The sequence below is a fragment of the bacterium genome, assembly GCA_008933615.1.
In the GTDB taxonomy this organism is placed as follows: Bacteria; CLD3; CLD3; order SB21; family SB21; genus SB21.
This window is the reverse complement of sequence record WBUR01000036.1, coordinates 24,098-42,429: the sequence shown is the minus strand read 5'-3', so window position 1 is coordinate 42,429 and position 18,332 is coordinate 24,098. Positions and strand designations below refer to the sequence as shown.

The 18,332-nt window shown below is 43.9% G+C and carries 12 protein-coding genes; all 12 read left to right on the top strand.

From position 1 onward, the window contains the following. Positions 1–268 precede the first annotated feature (268 nt). The 12 genes from F9K33_12995 to F9K33_12940 all read left to right on the top strand — a co-directional run bounded on the left by F9K33_12995 (position 269) and on the right by F9K33_12940 (position 18,328). Positions 269–1,075: an ABC transporter substrate-binding protein gene (locus F9K33_12995; protein ID KAB2878523.1), complete on the top strand. Its 807-nt coding sequence runs from the start codon at positions 269–271 to the stop codon at positions 1,073–1,075. Between the two features lie 19 nt (positions 1,076–1,094). Continuing rightward, positions 1,095–4,142: a hypothetical protein gene (locus F9K33_12990; protein ID KAB2878522.1), complete on the top strand. Its 3,048-nt coding sequence runs from the start codon at positions 1,095–1,097 to the stop codon at positions 4,140–4,142. Beyond that, positions 4,126–5,316 carry a PQQ-binding-like beta-propeller repeat protein gene (locus tag F9K33_12985; protein KAB2878521.1) on the top strand — a complete coding sequence of 397 codons (1,191 nt, stop codon included), beginning with the start codon at positions 4,126–4,128 and terminating at the stop codon, positions 5,314–5,316. The genes F9K33_12990 and F9K33_12985 overlap by 17 nt, the downstream gene beginning before the upstream one ends. A 6-nt stretch (positions 5,317–5,322) precedes the next feature. Continuing rightward, positions 5,323–6,132 (top strand): PEGA domain-containing protein, encoded by an 810-nt coding sequence (locus tag F9K33_12980; protein ID KAB2878520.1) that lies wholly within the window; start codon positions 5,323–5,325, stop codon positions 6,130–6,132. Between the two features lie 52 nt (positions 6,133–6,184). Continuing rightward, on the top strand, positions 6,185–6,832 hold the full coding sequence (locus tag F9K33_12975) for a hypothetical protein (protein KAB2878519.1): 648 nt from the start codon (positions 6,185–6,187) through the stop codon (positions 6,830–6,832). Then, on the top strand, positions 6,826–8,886 hold the full coding sequence (locus F9K33_12970; protein KAB2878524.1) for an acetate--CoA ligase family protein: 2,061 nt from the start codon (positions 6,826–6,828) through the stop codon (positions 8,884–8,886). The genes F9K33_12975 and F9K33_12970 overlap by 7 nt, the downstream gene beginning before the upstream one ends. Positions 8,887–8,957: 71 nt before the next feature. After that, positions 8,958–12,212 carry a glycosyl hydrolase gene (locus F9K33_12965; GenBank protein ID KAB2878518.1) on the top strand — a complete coding sequence of 1,085 codons (3,255 nt, stop codon included), beginning with the start codon at positions 8,958–8,960 and terminating at the stop codon, positions 12,210–12,212. 77 nt (positions 12,213–12,289) lie between these two features. Further along, a complete protein-coding gene (locus tag F9K33_12960) occupies positions 12,290–13,669 on the top strand; it encodes an insulinase family protein (protein ID KAB2878517.1) in 1,380 nt (459 codons plus the stop codon). Between the two features lie 13 nt (positions 13,670–13,682). Next, positions 13,683–15,065 (top strand): insulinase family protein, encoded by a 1,383-nt coding sequence (locus tag F9K33_12955; protein KAB2878516.1) that lies wholly within the window; start codon positions 13,683–13,685, stop codon positions 15,063–15,065. A gap of 188 nt (positions 15,066–15,253) precedes the next feature. Beyond that, positions 15,254–16,498, top strand: a complete 1,245-nt coding sequence (locus F9K33_12950; protein ID KAB2878515.1) for a 4-hydroxy-3-methylbut-2-enyl diphosphate reductase — start codon at positions 15,254–15,256, stop codon at positions 16,496–16,498. Between the two features lie 120 nt (positions 16,499–16,618). Beyond that, positions 16,619–17,740: a response regulator gene (locus tag F9K33_12945; GenBank protein KAB2878514.1), complete on the top strand. Its 1,122-nt coding sequence runs from the start codon at positions 16,619–16,621 to the stop codon at positions 17,738–17,740. Positions 17,741–17,863: 123 nt separating this feature from the next. After that, positions 17,864–18,328, top strand: a complete 465-nt coding sequence (locus F9K33_12940) for a hypothetical protein (protein ID KAB2878513.1) — start codon at positions 17,864–17,866, stop codon at positions 18,326–18,328. The last annotated feature ends 4 nt before the right edge of the window (positions 18,329–18,332 follow it).

Below are 18,332 nucleotides of genomic sequence, written 5' to 3'. Positions count from 1 at the left end.
CATTTGCGCTTTGAGCGATGTTTTTGACGCGCTGATGTCGCGAAGGCCATATAAAGAACCTTGGACGCTGGACGATACATTGAAGGAAATAAATAAACGAATCGGAACACATTTTGATCCTGATCTGGTAAAAGCATTTAAAGCGGTATTGCCTGATATTCTGGAAGTGCAAAAACAATTTACGCATGAATAGCAGAATAGTGTTGATTCAATTTTCCATAACGTGTATCTTAAAAAAGTTGTAAACGTATCGAGCCAGGATTTTTTGATGATAGCAATCACCGATTCGACCGATAAGAAAATAAATTTTTTTGAAACGCCGAAACGTGTCGTGTCGCTCATTCCTAGCATCACGGAAACTTTGTTTGATCTGGGTGTCGGCGATGCTGTCGCTGGCATATCAAAATATTGTGTTCATCCGGCAGAGTCCGTGAAGGGAAAGCGAAAGGTTGGAGGCCAAAAAAATCCAGATTTCGAGGAGATTAAGAAAATTGATCCGGATTTGATCATTCTGAATAGGGAAGAAAACAAACCGGAGCATATCGATTATCTGAGTCTGCGGTATAAAACATGGATAACCTACCCTAAAACTGTCAGCGATGCAGAACAATTATTACTGGAACTCGGGCAGGTTTTTGGCGTAGAAACCAAAGCCGCTGAATTTGCTGATGAAATAAGAAATTCCGTAAAAAAAATACGATCACATCGTCGGGCAAAACTTAAAACTCTGTATTTAATCTGGCGGAATCCCTGGATGTCCATCAATCACGATACATTTATTCACCATGTTATGGATATACATCATTTGGAAAACGTGTATCGGAATCATCCGCAACGATATTTTAATGTTAAAGCGGAAGACATTGAAGCGGCAAATCCCGACGTGATCATTCTCCCCGATGAACCGTATCATTTTATGGAAAAACATAAGTTAGAATTCTTGCACTTATCTGTTTCCGCCGTTAAGAGCGAACGTATATTTTTGGCCGACGGGACTTATTTTTGCTGGTACGGCACGCGTACTGCAAGGGCCTCGCAATATATTCACGAACGAATTCTCTCCCGTTTAGATTAATAATTCCATTATATAAATCATGCGCAAACTGAGGTACATAGAATTCTTGATGACGTTTTGTTTCGTACTGTGCACACAAAAAGCGGCCGCTCAGTATCATCAGAATTTTTTTGGAACAAACAAAGTGCATTATACTGACTTTAAATGGAAAATTCTGGAAACAAAACATTTTGAAATATATTATTATCCGGAGATGCAAGAGCTTGCGGAACGCGCCGCGGGACTTGCAGAAGAACAATACCTTGAACTTGAGACGCGCTTGAATCATTCGCTGATCAAAAGAGTGCCGATGATTATTTTCAGTTCGCATCTCTATTTCCAGCAAACGAATACGACGCCGTATGAATTGCCGGAAGGTGTAGGAGGTTTTTTTGAATTTTTCAAAGGACGTGTTGTTCTGCCCAGCGACGGCTCGACAACTAATTTCCGTCGGGTGATCAGGCATGAACTTGTTCACGTCATGATGACATCGAAAGTTAATCGCATATTAAGCCAGCATAGGAAATTTAATCATCCCGGACTGCCGTTGTGGTTTACCGAAGGCCTTGCTGAATTTTGGTCGGGTGAGCCGGATTTTCAGGCTGAAATGGTTATGCGGGACGCAACAATCAATAATACGGTAGTTCCTCTCCAATATTTTTATCGGGTAGAGGGAACTTATTATATGTACAAGTTGGGTGAAAACCTTCTGCACTTTGTTAAAGAAAGATACGGAGACGAAAAAGTTCTGTTGTTGATAGAGAACTGCTGGAAGTACGACCAATTTGAGAAAACAGTGGAGCTGACGCTCGGGAAAAAATACGAAGAATTAAACCGGGAATGGATTTATTGGCTTAGAAAAAAATATTATCCGACTGTTGCCAACAACGACGTTCCCAGTGCAATTTCTAAGGTGAATACCCGCGAAGGTTTTAATTCAAAACCGGCTTACTTTTTTAAAGATGATAAAGAATACCTGTTTTATCTTGCGAATCGCAACGGGTACACCAATATTTATAAACAAGAACTTAAAACCAATAAATCTGAAATTGTCATCAAAGGAGAACGGAGCTCCGCTTTTGAAGCGTTTCATTTTTTTAAAAGCAAAATCGATGTGAATAAGAAAGGTGAACTTGCTTTTGTGTCCAAGAGCGGTGAAAGTGATGTTTTGTACATTTATGACATCGATACGAAGAAAATCACCCATAAATACATGTACAAAAACCTGATCGGACTCGCCTCACCTAGTTGGTCCCCTGACGGAAAATCGATTGTTTTCTCCGGCCTGAGCGTATCGGGCAACGATGATCTGTATATTATTCGGGTTACGGGTGATGAAAATGACGGAATGATCGAACAGTTGAATAACGATTTTTACGATGACCGGAATCCGGCATGGAGCCCTGATGGAAAATATATTGTTTACAGTTCGGACCGCACGCATTACGGAGAGGCGGGCGCGTACAATTTATTTTTGTATGACCGAACTAAAAGGCAAACACACTATTTGACCTCCGGTAATTATATCGATGATTCGCCTTCTTGGTCTCCGGCAGGCGATATGATCGCATTTACATCCAACAGGCGCGGTACACCGACCAACGTTTGGATATTGCCCTTCAGAATTGGAGAATCGGATTTTGTTTCGGACTTAAAAAAGTCTCCGGAAACGTTAGAGGATAAATATTCACCTCGTCCATTAACGGCCATTACATCCGCTGTGTTCGATCCGGTATGGACGAACTCCGGCGATTTAATTTTCACCGCATTTGAAGAGTTTAGTTTTAAAATTAGAACACTGCCGGATGCCTATACAAAAGCGCAGGCCCTTCAGCCGGGCGAGCGCATAAAAAGCGTAGTCGTTAGGTCTTCATGGATTACGCCCACCAAGGCTGTAACACAGGCTAATACAAAACCGTATCAGAAAAGATACGGACTTGATTTCGTCCAAGGCGCATTTCAGGCCGATCCGATCTATGGAAGCGGTGGCGGCGCGCAAATCGGCGTTACGGACATGTTGGGTAACGATCAATATTATTTTGTCGTATACAATAATGCCCGCTCGACGGAACAGATTTTATATGACTGGAATTTTGTGGTCACCAAGATTAACTTAAACCAACGCGCCAATTTCGCCTATGGTTTATTTCGTTTTAAAGGCGAATTTTTTGAAATTGACGATTTTGGCGGTATCTCGCCTGTTGATGAAAATCGTTACGGCGGTTTTTTTCAATTATTATACCCTTTGTCCAAGTTCGAGCGAATTGAAACGAGTTTGAATATCAGCCGTTTTAAACGGGATGCAACCTTTGGCACCTTACTGCCGATTGACGGAGTTTTAGTAAGCAATACCGCCGGTTATGTGTTTGACAATACATTGTGGGGGCCCACCGGACCACTGGATGGCAATGCCGTAAGCCTCAGCGTCGGTTATACTACGGATGTCAAACGATCGCAACAAAACTACTCCACCGTGATCTTTGATGTCCGTAATTATGCAAGAATTACCAATCGTTCCGCATTTGCATCGAGAGCTATGGTGCAGTGGAATCAGGGTAAGAATCCGCAAAATTATCTTTTAGGCGGCAGCTGGGATTTGCGCGGATATCCGCGATGGAGTCTACCAGGAACTAGGTTTTTCGTGGTCAATAACGAGTTGCGCTTTCCTTTTGTCGATGATCTTAATTTGCGTTTACCTTTTGGCGGATTCGGATTCCGCTCGATCCGAGGCGCGCTTTTTATGGACATGGGAAATGCCTGGGGAAGTCAGTTCAACGATGGACGCGTGATCCTTGGGAATCAGAAATTTGACGGTATTATAGGAAGTTTGGGAACGGGTTTCCGTATCAATTTTTTCGGCGTGTTAGTTTTGCGATTCGATTACGGCAAGATGTTCGACCTTCGCGGCTACCGTATTTTTGGTCAAAAGTTGCCGGGTAACCGAAGCCGCCCGATCGTGACTAATTTTAATGAAACCCGCAACAACGAACAATTTGGTGGCCGCGATTTTGAAACAGGAGAAATTTTAAAGAATCCCAGATGGTCCCGTGGGATATTTTGGCAGATTTGGTTTGGATATGATTATTAGGAAACAGCGAATGAGCGTAAATAGAATTATTTTGTCTGTTTTAACGGCCGCCTTTGCAGCGTTATTATACTCTTGCGGTATTTCAGGAAATATTCGAATTTCAAGTTATTTTAAAAAAACAGGTATTGAAAACTGGGAAAATTCCGGTGGCTCCTCATCCCGTAATAACTACCGGTCAACAGAAATGAATCCGCCGCTGGAAAAGGTATGGGAGACAAAAATTTCTTCTGCTCCGAACGAAGTTGTCGTTGCCTCCGACCAAGTTGTTTATACCGGAACGCTCGACGGACGTATTTATGCGTTTGATATTCAGAAGGGCGGCACGATAGGGAGCCTTAAATTTTTATATGCCGCCACCAACGGATTATCGGTTCGTCATCAAACAGCCATTATTGCGTTAGCGAGCGGAAAGGAAGCGCTGGTCAGTTATAACGTGTATGACAATGATTATAATTTTATCAAACCGATGCCTGGTATTGAGACTAATCCACTGATAGTTGAAGACTATATTTATTTGGCCGACCAATACAATAAATTTTATTCATTAAATTTTAAAGACGGCGCAACGCTATGGATCTACGAAACGCCGAAGCCGGTAAGGTCGTCGCCGTCGGTTTCAGGAACCGCCGTTTTTTTTGGTTGCGATGACGGTACGATATATGCCCTCAATCGCTTTAACGGACGCGTTAACTGGACATTTAAGACCGGGAGCGCTATTTACGCCGCGCCAGTACTGGATGATCAGAATGTTTACATCGGGTCAACAGACAGCACATTCTATGCAATCAATTTAAAAGAAGGTACGCTGCGATGGAAGTACAAGATCGGAACGGCAGCGCCCGGGAAATTTTTTTCATCAGCGGCCGTCAACAAAGATAAGGTTATTGTAGGCGCAACGGACGGGTTTGTGTACGCATTTACTAAGAAAGACGGAGAACTTGCCTGGAAATTCCAAACTCAATCTGCCATTAGTTCAGCGCCCGTGATTACAAAGAATTTTGTGTATGTTGGATCGCAAGATTCATATCTTTATGCGATTGACCTGGAAACGGGCAAATCGAATTGGAGTTTTAAGACTGCAGGCAGAATTAAATCCAATATGGCTTTGTATGGAGAATATCTGGTAGTTGCCTCTGAAGCCAAAAACGTCTATGCTTTTAGAACTTCAAAATAATTTACGATGACCAGAAAATCCTATATAATACTTTTAATTTTAGCCTTGGGTAATTGTGTATCTGTTGTGGCACAGGGGGAATACGGCTATCTGACGCTGTCATCACATGTTCATTTTGAAACAATAATGATTGATGATTCGAGTTATACAAGATCTGATAAGATAGCGCTGCAGGCCGGAACGCATGTTGTTGTTGTTCAAAATCCGGACCGAACGTCATTTCAGGCGCTTGATTTTACCAAAACGATTACCATTCGTCCTGGGGAAAATGAAAAAGTAGTAGTATATTTTGATATGCTTGCCGAAATTAATTCCGTTCCGAACGGCGCTTCGGTATCTTATGATTCAGAACTACTGGGCGTCACTCCGTTTTATCTCCGGCTGCGGGAGTACAAAGAGCGCACACTGCATTTCAAGAAACCGGGATATGAAGATTTTTTGGCAACCGTATCGGATTCGACTATCAATAATAATTATTTGTTCATATCATTAAACCCAAACTTAAAGAACCGGAGCAATAACCAGAATCAATTTGTTAACCTTGAATGGCAGGAACGGGGTCCGCATAAATACAAAAGCGCCATATGGATCAGCAACGCCTTAGGCGTCGTGTTTGGCGCAAGCGCAGCTTATTACAAGAAAAAAGGCGACGATACTTTTGAAAAGGCCAAGATCGCAAGGAGATTGGGTGACACTGATGCCCAGAAACGTCACCTGGCAAAAACGCGTAAATATGATCGTTATGCCGTGATCGGTTTTATAGGTATGCAAACCAATGTAGCCGCATTGGTTTATTTTCTTTTGAAATCCCGATAAAAAGTGTAAGCCCGCTTTATTTATCTGCTGTTCATCACAAAATCAAACTAATATGTTTAAACAATTTTCAGCAAATTGGGCCAGGGTGTGGCCGCGACAGCTGTTCCGAATCGAACTGGCCGTTTCCTTGATCTGTCTGCTAACGGTTTTGTCTTTATTTTCTCAATTTGTAAATTGGGTGGAATTGCGCCAGGGTGCGGTTCTCAATGACCCGTTGCTTGCCATGCTGACGCCGGTGGATGTAACGTGGTTGACATTTGCACTGATTTATCTTGGTTTGATAACTGCAATTGTGGCTGTAGTCATTGTTCCTGAATGGCTCGTGATAGGTATGCAGGCGTATACGCTCATGGTAGTATTTCGAACGGCTGCGATGTATCTGATTCCTCTTGAGGCGCCGCAGGCCATGATTCCTTTACAGGATCCGTTAGTGGAAATAATCGGAACGGGTAAATTACTTACGCGCGATCTTTTTTTCTCCGGACACACTGCAACTATGTTCATTTTGTTCTTGTGCGTGCCACAGCGGCCTCTTAAAATTGTTTTGTTGTTGGGGACGTGTGTGTTGGCTTTTTGCCTTCTGGTTCAGCATGTCCATTACAGTGTGGACGTTTTTGCCGCTCCGTTCTTTTCATACACCGCGTATCGCACAGTGCTTCTTTTGCATCCCAATATAAAAACCAGTCCTGTTTCATCATGAATCTGCAGCTTCTACATCCAAAAAGTATTGTCGTGGTCGGAGGGTCAAATGATATTCATAAACCGGGTGGGAAAGTTTTAAAAAATCTTATCGACGGTAGGTTCTCAGGCAAACTTTATGTGACCAATCCGAAAGAGAAATCTATACAAGGTATTTCTTGTCATACAGATATTCGTGATTTACCGGACGTAGATTTGGCGATCATTGCCATTGCTGCTAAGTTTGTCCCTGAGGCCGTAAAGATATTGACCCTAAAAAAAAACACCCGTGCATTCATTGTCTTGTCGGCAGGATTTAGCGAAGTTGGGCACGAAGGTAAGCAGTTGGAGGACGAAGTTGTGCGGATCGTTGAAAACGTTGGCGGCGTAATGATAGGTCCCAATTCGATCGGCGTTCTAACCCCGCATTACCACGGTGTTTTCACACAGCCAATCCCCAAACTTAACGCGAAAGGCTCCGACCTCATATCCGGTTCCGGGGCAACAGCCGTTTTTATTTTGGAGGCAGGGATTCCAAAGGGACTGACTTTTTCAAATATTTTTTCAGTTGGAAACAGCGCGCAAATCGGCGTCGAGGAAATTCTAAAATATCTTGACGAGTCGTTTGATCCCGAAACAAGTTCAAGGGTCAAATTACTTTACATAGAAAAAATTGAAAAACCGCAGATGCTTCTCAAGCATGCGCTCTCATTGATTCAAAAAGGCTGCAGAATTGCCGCGATTAAAGCGGGCAGTTCCGAGGCGGGAAGCCGCGCCGCATCTTCGCATACGGGCGCACTGGCAAGTTCGGATACGGCGGTAGATGCGCTTTTCCGAAAGGCAGGGATTGTCCGGTGTTTTGGCCGTGAGGACCTGATCAATGTGGCGTGCGTCTTTATGCATCCTGTTTTCCACGGTAAAAATATTGCCGTTATTACACATGCAGGAGGTCCTGCGGTCATGATAACAGACGCTTTATCGAAAGGCGGGATGTCAGTTCCTAAAATTGAAGGACATCACGCGTCGGAACTTTTACAGAAACTTTTTCCAGGATCATCCGTTAACAACCCCATCGATTTTTTGGCAACGGGCACGGCGGAGCAATTAGGGTATATCATCGATTATGTGGAGAATCATTTTGAGGCAATAGATGCTATGGTGGTCATTTTTGGAACCCCAGGCCTGGTCGAAGTATTTGACGCATACGAGGTTATTCATCAAAGGAAGAAATCCTGTCAAAAGCCTATTTTTAGCGTTTTACCATCCACGTTGACGGCAAAAAATGAAGTGGAGTTTTTTCTTTCCAAAGGCGAGGTTAGCTTTCCGGATGAAGTTCTGCTTGCCCAGGCTTTGAGTAAAGTGAGCCATGCAAGACGACCCATCACACCTGAAAAAAGTGTGACCCAAATTGACGAAGGTACCATTCGACGGCTCCTGCGCGATGTTGCAAATGGTTATTTAAAGCCTGATGACGTAACAATCTTATTCGATGCAGCCGGAATTCCGAGTGTAAAAGAAATAACAGTCAATAATTCTGCAGACGCGCTGAAGGCCGCCCATGATCTCAAATATCCGATAGTAATGAAAGCCGTAGGTCCGATTCACAAAACCGACATTGGCGGCGTAGTACTCAATATCAGAACCGATGAAAAACTATTATCAGCATTTGACCGTTTGATGAAAATAAAGGATGTTTCAGGAGTATTAATACAACCGATGTTGAGCGGAATTGAATTATTTATTGGCGCTAAATATGAACCGGGTTTTGGCCACGTTATTTTATGCGGCCTGGGTGGAATTTTTGTTGAAGCACTAAAAGATGTATCCAATGGCCTTCTACCTTTGACGCACAATGAAGCGCTGGACATGATTCGCGGGTTAGCCGGATATAATCTAATTAAGGGAATTCGCGGCCAGGAAGGTATAGATGAAAACGTATTTGCAGAAATAATCGTTCGTTTATCGGGACTGCTGATGCTTGCGCCGGAAATACAGGAATTGGATATCAACCCTCTTCTAGGCCGCGGCAAAAATATCATCGCCGTCGACGCACGCGTCCGGATCGAAAAAAATTAGAAACAAAATGATTTGTATTAAAATTCGTTATAATCATGCTCACCGTATGAGTTAATAAAACAGGAGTTATCATGAAAAAAATGCACTTCGCAGTATGGATAGGTATGTTGATGTTCAGTTTTCATCTTCCGGCACAACAACCACAAAAAGACACTACTGATTATTTTCAGTCCAAAACATTTTCTGGATTAAAATTGCGATTAATCGGGCCTGGGATTACTTCAGGCCGTATTATCGATTTGGCTGTCAATCCGAAGGATCACAGTAATTTTTTTGTTGCCGCGGCATCCGGTGGCGTTTGGAAAACGATGAATGGCGGCATTACATTTTCACCGGTTTTTGATTCACAAACTTCTTATTCGATTGGCTGTGTCACTTTAGATCCAAATAATGCAAATGTGGTTTGGGTTGGAAGCGGTGAGAATAATAGCCAGCGAAGCGTATCGTACGGCGACGGCGTTTACAAGTCATTGGACGGTGGAAAAAATTGGAAGAATATGGGGTTGAAAAAATCAGAACATATCGGGAAGATTGTCATCGATCCTCGAAATTCAAATGTGGTATATGTTGCCGCACAAGGCCCGTTGTGGGGCCCTGGCGGGGACAGAGGATTATATAAATCAACAAATGGCGGGGAAACCTGGGATCTGTCGCTTAAAATAAGTGAAAATACAGGCGTCTCAGATATTGCACTGGATCCACGCGATCCGGATGTTCTTTACGTTTCGGCTTACCAGAGACGGCGCCATGTCTGGACGCTGATCAACGGCGGCCCGGAGTCGGCTATTTATAAATCAACCGACGGAGGAAAGACGTGGGCGAAATTATCCGAGGGACTTCCGTCCGGAGATGTCGGCCGAATCGGATTAGCGATTTCTCCGGTCAATCCGGATGTAGTGTTTGCTCTGATTGAAACGTCAGATAATTCCGGGGGTTTTTTCCGTTCCTCCGACCGCGGCGCATCATGGGAAAAACGATACGAATATATTTCTACCAGTGCGCAGTATTATCAGGAAATAATCTGTGACCCTAAAGACGTCGACCGCGTGTATAGCATGGATACGTATTTAAAATTAACGGATGACGGCGGAAAGACGTGGCGAAATCTTGGTAATGAGCATCGTCATGTGGATGACCACGCCATCTGGATCGATCCGGACAATACCGATCATTTGCTGATTGGCGGCGATGGAGGATTGTACGAATCCTATGATCTCGGAAAAACTTTTCGCTTTTCCCCCAATTTACCTATCACGCAGTTTTATCGTATTACGGTGGACAACTCTGAACCTTTTTACTACGTTTACGGCGGTACGCAGGATAACAGCACATGGGGAAGCCCGACACGAACGACCAATAACGGCGGCATAACGAACGAAGACTGGTTTTTAGTTGTTGGCGGGGACGGATATAAAGCCCAAGTGGATCCCAAAGACCCCAATATCGTGTACGGCGAATGGCAGTATGGCGGGCTTGTGCGTATGGATCGAAAGAGCGGCGAAGTGTTGTTCATCCAGCCTCAGCCGGAAAAAGGGGAGGAACATAGATGGAACTGGGATACACCGCTTTTGATCAGTCCTCATTCGAATACGCGTTTATATTTTGCGGCGAATCGCGTTTTTCGAAGCGACGATCGAGGCCAGTCATGGAAAGCGGTTAGTCCCGATCTTACCCGCCAGATCGACCGTAATAAACTTTCGGTCATGGGTAAAGTATGGGGCCCGGATGCAGTTGCTAAAAATGCATCTACGTCGCTATTTGGGAATATCGTTTCGCTCACGGAATCACCATTGAAAGAAAATTTGATTTTCATCGGAACAGATGACGGTTTGATTCAGGTGACGGAAGACGTGCAGACTTGGCGGAAGCTTGACAAATTTCCCGGAGTGCCTGAAATGACCTACGTGAGCGATCTTTTCGCTTCTCAGCATTATGAAAACGTTGTGTATGCTTCGTTTGATAATCACAAGAACGCGGATTTCAAGCCTTACTTATTGAAGAGTATGGATAAAGGAAAGTCGTGGACTTCCATTCGCGGAAATCTTCCGGATAACGGCGTCGTATACACGATCACGGAGGACTTTGTCAATCCAAACCTGCTTTTCTGTGGAACGGAATTTGGTTTGTATTTTACCGTGGACGGCGGTAAGAAATGGATCCAGCTTAAAGGTGAATTTCCAACAATCGCTGTACGGGATTTGGAAATTCAGAAGCGCGAAAACGACCTTGCGATTGGGACATTCGGGCGGGGTATATATATTTTAGATGATTATACTCCGCTGCGTAAACTATCGGAGGATCTTGTAAAGACGGATGCGTACGTGTTTCCGGTTAAGGACGCATTAATGTATATGCCGGATTATTCGCGTGAGAAATACGATTACGGAGAGACATTCTATCGCGCAAAAAATCCCGATTTCGGAGCTGTATTTACATACTACTTAAAAGAAGAAATAAAATCAAAAAAACAAAAACGTAAGGACGCTGAAAAAGAAGCTGAGAAGAAAAAAAATGTTTTGCCGTACCCGTCGTTCACCGATCTGCGCGAGGAGGATGAGGAACAGGCTCCATATCTGATATTTACAGTAACAGATGAAAGCGGTAATACTATCCGCCGTCTGACCGCTCCGGCAAAAGCGGGCATGAACCGTATCGCGTGGGACCTGCGTTATCCGAATGCGGCGCCCGTAACGGAAAAAACAGAAACGAACAAGTTTTACGGAATGCCTGTACTTCCCGGCAAGTATAAAGTTACCATGTCAAAAAATGAGAACGGCATGATCACTGAACTTTTCGGACCTGTTGAATTTACAGCGCGTCCTTTGAATAACACGACCTTACCTGCGAAAGACCGCGCGGCATTGGTCACGTTCCAACGAAAAGTTGCGCGCCTCCAACAAGCCGTTCTAGCGGTGAATGCAGCGGCGGATGAGGTCACTAAGCGTCTTATCCTCATTGAGAAATCCGCTCTGACCGCCGTCGGCGCAAATAAATCGCTCATTGAAAAAGTTCGCCAACTTAAGATACAGATCGCGGCAATTCAACGAACCATGGCCGGGGACAAAACGCTGGCAAAACGGAACGAAAATCAAATTCCGCCGGTAACGGAAAGACTGCAATATATTATCGACGGAACATGGGAAACTACATCCGATCCAACTCAAACCCAGCTTGATGCATACAGCATTGCGGCGGAACAATTTGGTCCGGCGCTTGCTCAATTAAAGACTGTTATCGAAACGGATTTGAAGTCGATAGAAGATCAACTGGAAAAACTTAACGCGCCTTGGACGCCCGGACGCCTGCCTGAGTGGAAAATGGAATAGGCGGATAATTTGTTGGTGTGATTCTATTTTAATATATTCACTAATAAACTAAACCCGTAATCATAACGGAGGATGGTATGAAATACTTTCGATTTTCAGGATGGCTAGTAATCCTGATGGCTTTGATGTTCCTATCGTGCGCTAAGGAAAGCGGCAAAAGCTTTCGCGTCGCGGTAGAATATCATAAATTGGATAACGGACTCAAGGTGGTTCTTTCACCTGACCCGACCGCGCCGATCGTAACGGTGGGCGTGTATTACAATATCGGTTTTCGCATTGAACCGAAGGATAGGACCGGCTTTGCCCACTTATTTGAACACATGATGTTCCAAGGTTCTGATAATCTTGGAAAAATGGAGTTCATTAAATTAGTGCAGCGCAGCGGCGGCGTGTTAAACGGGTCTACCCGATTTGATTTTACTAACTACTTTGAAATTCTTCCTGCGCACAAACTGGAGACGGCGTTGTGGGCAGAAGCGGACCGCATGAAGGGGTTAAAAATCAGCCAGGATAATTTAAAGAATCAACAAGAAGTTGTGAAGAATGAGGTAAAGGTTAATGTCTTGAATCGTCCGTACGGAGGGTTTCCCTGGCTGGATATGCCGCAATATGCCAATACTAACTGGTTTAATGCGCACAATTTTTACGGTGAGTTAAAAGATCTCGATGCTGCGACACTGGAAGATGTTTCGTCATTCTTTAAAACGTATTATGCGCCGAACAATGCAGCCTTAGTGATCGTCGGCGATTTTGATTCCAAACAAGCGTTGGCATGGGTCAAGCAGTATTTCGGAGCATTGCCTAAGTCTGAACTGCCCGCAAAACCCGATATTAGCGAACCCAAACAAGAAGCCGAAAAGAAAGTGAACAAGACGGATGCTCTTGCAAAACGACCGGCATTGGCGTTTGCGTATCACATGCCTGCACGTAACACGCCGGAGTATTTCGCGATGGGTATTCTTGACCAGATACTGGTTCAGGGCTCTGACAGTAAACTATTTGATGCGCTGGTTCAGAAAAAGGGATTTACGGGAGAATTAACCGGCGGCATCAATTATCTTGGTAATATGTTTAATTATAACGGCCCGATGGTGTGGATGGCCGACCTGATCCATGATCCTAATGTTGCGCCCGATTCTATCATGGCCGAAGTTGATCTGGTAATTGAAAAATTACGCAGCGAACCGATCGATAAGGAAACGTACGATCGTGCCATGGTAAAAATGCGCTCGGCGCTGTATTCTGAAATCACGGGTTTTTACGGATTTGGTACAGCGGACCTTTTGGCCAGTTTTGCCATATTTGATGATGATCCTTCCCGTATAAATAAACTTGAAGATGAATTTAAAAAAGTGACCCCGAAACTTATTCAGGAAACGGCGAAAGAATACTTGAGAAATTCAAATCGCACAGTGCTGGTTCTACAAACCCAAACATCAAACATTTCCAAAAAGTAAGGAGAGATAATCTATGAAAACGAGATATGTTGTGATCATCGGCCTGCTGTCTCTTCTGACCGTTTCACTTTGGGCGCAAAAGGAGACGCCGCCGGCCGGAGGAACGCCTAAAGATTTTAATCTTCCGCAGAAACAAATGGTAACATTGCCCAACGGGTTTTCTGGCACCATGGTCGCTTACGGAAAAGTCCCGAAGGTCAATATCCGTGTAGTCATTCGTACGGGAAACATTGACGAATCGCCCTCCCAGGTATGGTTGGCCGATCTGGCAGGTGAATTTCTCAAAGAAGGCACCAAGACGCGCACGGCTCAGGATCTTGCCAAAGCAGCCGCGAGCATGGGCGGATCGATCGATGTGGCTACGGGATCAGATCAGGTATTTATTACCGGAGAAGTCTTATCGGAATTTGGCCCGGATTTTATCAAATTAATCGGGGACATGATTCAGAACCCGGCGTTTCCTGCTTCGGAGCTTGAACGATTAAAAAATAATATGGTGCGGCAGTTAACGGTTCAGCGCTCTGAGCCGGCCGGTTTAGCGTCGGAAAAATTCAGTCAGGTTATGTTCGGAGACCACCCGTATGGCCGCTATTTTCCTACTGAGGAGACGATTAATTCATTTACATTGGATCATGTTAAAGAATTTTATGACAAAAATTATGGCGCTCGACGCACGTCTATTTATGTGGTCGGAGTGTTTGATGCTAAGGCAATCGAGAATACACTTACAGAAACATTCGGCAAATGGAAGGAGGGTACAGCCGCAACACAGAACCCGCCAAAGATGAGTTCGTCGCGTACTATATATCTTATTGATCGGCCAGGAGCATCGCAATCTACGATTTATATGGGTTTGCCGGTGATCGATCCGTCGCATGCAGACTATCTTGGACTAACTGTGATGAATTCCATGCTGGGCGGATCTTTTGGTTCCCGCATCACAAGCAATATTCGTGAAAACAAAGGCTATACGTATTCGCCTAGAAGCACGGTTTCGATAAGATACCGCAGCGCATACTGGGCTGAAATCGCGGATGTAACGACCGACGTAACTGGGGCGTCCATTAAGGAAATATTGTTTGAGGTCAATCGTTTACAGAACGAAGTTCCGGAAAAAGAGGAGCTGGACGGAATCAAAAATTATCTCGCCGGGACGTTTGTGCTGCAAAATTCATCCCCGGCGGGTATTGCCAACCAGCTTAGCTTTTTGAGTTTGCACGGACTTCCGGATACGTATCTTACGAATTACGTAAAAAATGTTTATGCAATTACGCCGGAAGAAATTTCAAAGATGGTGAAGTCGTATATTCGTGATTCAGACGTTGCCATTGTCATCGTCGGCGATATTAAGAAAATAAAGAAACAAGTTGAAACTTACGGTAAAGTTATTCAATAAGTGCGCCATCCATTCCTACCATTAAAGCCGTACGTCAATAACGTGCGGCTTTTTTATTTTGATTTATAACACGATTTAATATATTACCCAATACCATGAGCCACTTCATTCGGAATAAAGTTAACCGCGGAAATAATACGGAACCGTATTTCTTAATTTCGTTATTTGGCCGTTACTAATAGAACCATATGAAAAAGTTTGATATACCGCTTTTTTACCGAAGTTCACTGATCACGTCAATAAAAGAGTACCGCCGGGAGCAGGATACCCGAAAGAAAGATTTTTCACCTACCCGGTTGGATTTTGGTCCGATAGTATTTCTGATAGCCCGGCACTTTGGTTTTTGTTACGGAGTCGAAAACGCTATAGAGATATCCTATAAAGCGATTTCAGAAAATCCAAACAAACGTATTTTCCTTTTGAGCGAAATGATCCATAATCCCGAAGTGAATCAGGACTTGCAAAGCAGAGGGGTTCGCTTCATCATGCACACATCGGGAGAGCAACTGATCCCATGGGATTCATTGACGCATGACGACGTGGTTTTGGTTCCGGCGTTTGGCACCACAGTTGAAATTGAGCGTAGGCTCGCCGAAATCGGGATTCAATCCTATACCTACGACACCACGTGCCCGTTTGTCGAAAAGGTATGGAATAAGGCTTCTGCCATAGGGAAGGATAAATATTCCGTAATCATCCACGGAAAGCCAACTCACGAAGAGACCCGCGCCACTTTTTCGCATAGCCGGATGAATGCGCCGACGATGGTCTTACGTGATATGGGTGAAGCAAAAAAATTAGGCAGTATCTTATTGGGTGAGATTCCGAAAAAAGAGTTTTACACTTTATTCAAAAACCAATTCTCGGAAGGTTTTGATGTTGACCGAGACTTGGAACGTATCGGCGTGGTTAATCAAACGACAATGCTGGCAAGCGACACGCAGGCTATTGCCGACTATATTAAAGAAATCATGATTCAGAAATATAACCTTAATGAATCCGATATTCACAAGCATTTTTCCGATACGGGGGATACGCTGTGTTATGCGACCAATGACAATCAAAATGCAACCTATGGTTTATTGAAAGAAACGGCCGATTTCGCTATCGTTGCCGGAGGTTATAATAGTTCCAACACGTCGCATATTGTGGAGCTGTGCGAGCAGAGATTGCCGACCTACCTGATTTCATCGCAACGAAAAATTATTTCGAGAGATAGGATTGATCATTTTGACTATCACAAAAAGATCGAATTGACAACCAAAAATTTTATTCCAGATAAAAAACAGATCACCGTCATGCTTACAAGCGGCGCATCGTGTCCAGACTCAGTTGTAGAAGAAATATTAAATAAACTGCTTTCCTATTTTGATGAAGCAAAGAATGTTAGCGAGGCCATGAGAAGTTTTACCGATTTGCCGAAAAATAGGTGAAATAGGGTATTGATTGTTCGGGCAAGAGTTGTTACATTAGTCATAGTCTAATTGGGTATATAGTTATAACCGATATAACCGGTTATTTGTTTTTTTATTAAAATAGGCGCGAAGGTTTCATTGGCCGATCATAGTGAACAAATTAAGAAGAAACTGGCCGCATTACAGTGGACGGAAAATGTGTCAAAGAACGTCCTGCTTGTCGATGATGAAATTCGCATAGCCCAAGAAGTAAAAACCCTTCTCGAAAAAGACGGTTATAACGTTACCATCGTGCCCAACGGCAAAAGGGCGATGGAAGAAATAAAGGAAAACCCACCTGACCTGATACTATCCGACATTGCGATACGTCATATCAACGGCTTCGATCTTTGCAGGTACGTTAAGCAAGATCCTGTCACGAAAGATATTCCCGTTATACTCATAACCGGACTAACACGGCCGGACGATAAGATAAAAGGAATTCAGGTTGGCGCAAATGATTTCATCGGAAAGCCGTTTGATCCGATGGAACTCAAGGTTCGCGTGGCATCGGCCATCGAGATGAAAACGCTTCAAGCGACGCTGGTGAATGTAGATGAAGTGATTTTTGCTTTTGCAAGGGCGGTGGAAGCGCGTGACCCTTATACACGCGGCCATTCAGAGCGTGTCGGCAGATATGCTATGAAATTAGCCGGTGCGTTAGGTTTGGATCCTGCATACCAGACGGTTTTAATGAATGGCGCCATTTTGCATGATATCGGCAAAATTGGCATACGTGATAGCGTGTTGCTGAAAAGCGATAAACTCACCAATCAAGAATTTGAAGAAATTAAGAAACATCCTGCAATCGGACTGCAGATTTGCGCGCCGCTTAAATCGAGCAGGCCTCTCTTAAATATCATAGCATATCATCATGAAAAAATGGACGGAACAGGCTATCCTTACGGATTGATCGGGGATACAATTCCGTTTGAATCGCGGATTACCGCTATCACGGATACATTCGACGCATTAACCAGCGATCGGCCGTATCGGAAAGCCATGCGGACAATCGAAGCCTGCCACATACTTGAATCAGGCATTGAAACCCATTATGACGAAGATATCCTACCCGTTTTTATTGAAATAGCATTAAGAGGAGAGCTTGCCAACATAGCTTCGGAAGTGCATGACGGTTGGTCGCCGGCCAATCATGATTCTGACGGACCGATGCGGAATTTGAAAGACTTTGGTATGATGTCGTATATAATTAAGTCGTAACCATCCAATCGCAAACATAGCATTTAGTTTAGGTAATAATCGCATTGGACATTACAAAGACGAATAATATATTAAGATGGCTGTTTTATCTGATAAAGCAGCCTCTTTGCTTTTAAGGGCGTCGTGGATCACTTGGGTAAAATTAGAAAATTTCTTAGGGCCTCGGAAATCGGATTCAAGGAGATCCGCCATGAGCCTACTTATACGTCTGCGGACTCGGCGCTTGCTAGAGGGGAAGAGCTTAAAACGGGCGGGAAGGCGATCGTTATGAAGGTGAGTGATAACTTCAAACTATTTGTCATTGCCGCCGACAGGAAGCTTGATTCAAATAAAATCAAACGACATTTTGAAGCGCGTAAAATTCGTTTTGCAACGTCGGAGGAATTAATGCAGATGGCAGAACTTGTTACAGGCGCCGTTCCGCCATTTGGGAAACCCATTCTTGATCTCGAACTTTTTATCGATATGTCCATTGCAAAAAATGAAGTAATTGCATTTAATGCGGGCTCTCTTACCGATTCGATAATAATGCGTGTTGCGGATTATTTGAAAGTCGCAAATGGAACTCTGATTGATTTTTCTGTTTAAGAAT